The sequence below is a fragment of the Deinococcus seoulensis genome (assembly GCF_014648115.1).
GTDB classification, from domain to species: Bacteria; Deinococcota; Deinococci; order Deinococcales; family Deinococcaceae; genus Deinococcus; species Deinococcus seoulensis.
In genome coordinates this window covers 1-1,780 of sequence record NZ_BMQM01000083.1, presented here as the reverse complement: position 1 = coordinate 1,780, position 1,780 = coordinate 1, and the positions used below count along the sequence as shown (strand labels likewise).

The following is a 1,780-nucleotide window of genomic DNA, read 5'->3' as shown; positions in this document are numbered from 1 at the left end:
GTGGCGGTAGGGCTTCCGATCAGTCACAGCTCACCAGCCTACCTGCGTTAAGTTGCCAGAACCCTCCGTGCAGCGGACATTCGGGTCCTGTACGCCGACCGTGAATTCGTCGGCTATGACTGGATTCAGGGACTGGCGCGCCGTGGAATTCCCATCTGCGTGCGACTGAGGAGTGACACGCTGATGGACGACTGGACCGCACAGGACTGGCTGAGTCGTTTGCAGACCGGCCATGCCGGTCTGCTGGTCGATGACACGGTGGTCTACGGGCAACCGATGAATGTGGTTCTGACGCACACGCGAGATGGTGAGGCTCTGATCATCGCCAGTAACGCGAGGTCAGTGACAACGATCCAGACGCGATATCGCCGGAGGTTCCTGATCGAATGCCTCTTCAGAGCACTGAAGAGCAAGGGCTTTCAACTGGAGGGGACGCACATGACGCTCCACGATCACGTGGAGCGCCTGCTGTGCCTGCCCTCGCTGACCTACACGTGGTGTGTGCTGGTCGGGATCACGTTGGACTGCCCGAAGAAGGCGCATGGTCGCCGGGCGTGGAGCGTGGTGAAGATGGGCTTGCGGGAACTGGTCCGGTCGTTCAGCCGGGAGTCATCACGCCTGTGTGACTTGATCCACCTGTTGGTGCCGTCCCAGACGAAATCGCCGGAAAGTGTCGGGTACTGAGGATCGGCACGGTGGCGGCTTCGCTCGTGGTCGTGCTCCGCCAGAACCAGTCAAATTTTGGGCTCGTCCCCTTCTGGCGGCGCTCATCAGCGGTAGCTTGTACCTGATCTGGTCTGCCCGGAAAGCGCAAGCGCACCACGAAGCCATGGACGCGCGGGTGGAGGAGCGCCTGAGCGCGATTGACGAGGATCTGCGCCTTGCGCGCACCCATCCCAGGCAGCACGGCCAGGCGCTGCGCCTGCACTTGGAAGCAGAAAAGCGGTCCGTGCAGGCACAAGTGGCGTCTGTGAGCGCCGGCCAGTTGCCCCCTCGGTTGGTGCCGAGGCCCAGGCCAACCCTCACTTGGGTGCCGGAGGTCCGCCGTCCTGAGCAGGCCAGTACCACCCTACCAATCCAGGCGACCACCCCCAGGACCAGCACGGCCCCCTGACGCGGTCAACGGGGTCCAGCAGTTCCGAGTCGCCCAGCAGTGGTGACGCGTGCTATGCCGCTTTGCTCCTGCAGGACGTCCCCCAGGCGGGCGCGCCTGCCCCGAGCGAGGACCGCCCCAGCCCGTCCATCCCGGATTCGCCCAGTCCGGGCGACAGTGACTCGTCCAGCACTGGGAGCAGTGACAGTGGCAGCTTGTCCCCCACCGACAGCGGTGGCAGCTGGTGAGGAGGCCCTGATGGGCGTGCACCGCGTGTGCGAGTGGTGCGATGGGTTGAAGAAGATGCTGCAGTGGCCCTGGCCACGTTGGGTGACCTGTCCGGTCTGCCGCGGATCTGGAATTCAGTTACTCGACCATGGCGGCCAGCCCATACGCCGCGTGCCTGAACCCCGGCCCGTCCTCCCGACGCCATGCCGGTGTTGTGGCGCCCAGGGGCCCTGCTGGACCGGTTGCCCCATGGGGCAGCAGCAGCGGTGAGGGGCATCAGGAGAGTGCGCACCTGGTGACTGAGCTGAGCCTGTGTTCTGTGCTCCTTCAATCAACAGTTCGGACACGCTGTCACGCAGCGTGCCCGGCCATGGTCCTGAACTGCTATGGGTCAACTGACATCTTTCAGTTTTCGAAAAGGACGTCCAGCACGGCTTCTGACCTCAGAATGAGGGTGTG

General features: G+C 64.0%; 1 pseudogene. It reads left to right on the top strand.

From position 1 onward, the window contains the following. Positions 1–69: 69 nt before the first annotated feature. Positions 70–684 (top strand): annotated as a pseudogene (locus IEY70_RS20760) (transposase); the annotation flags it as partial. Positions 685–1,780 lie beyond the last annotated feature (1,096 nt).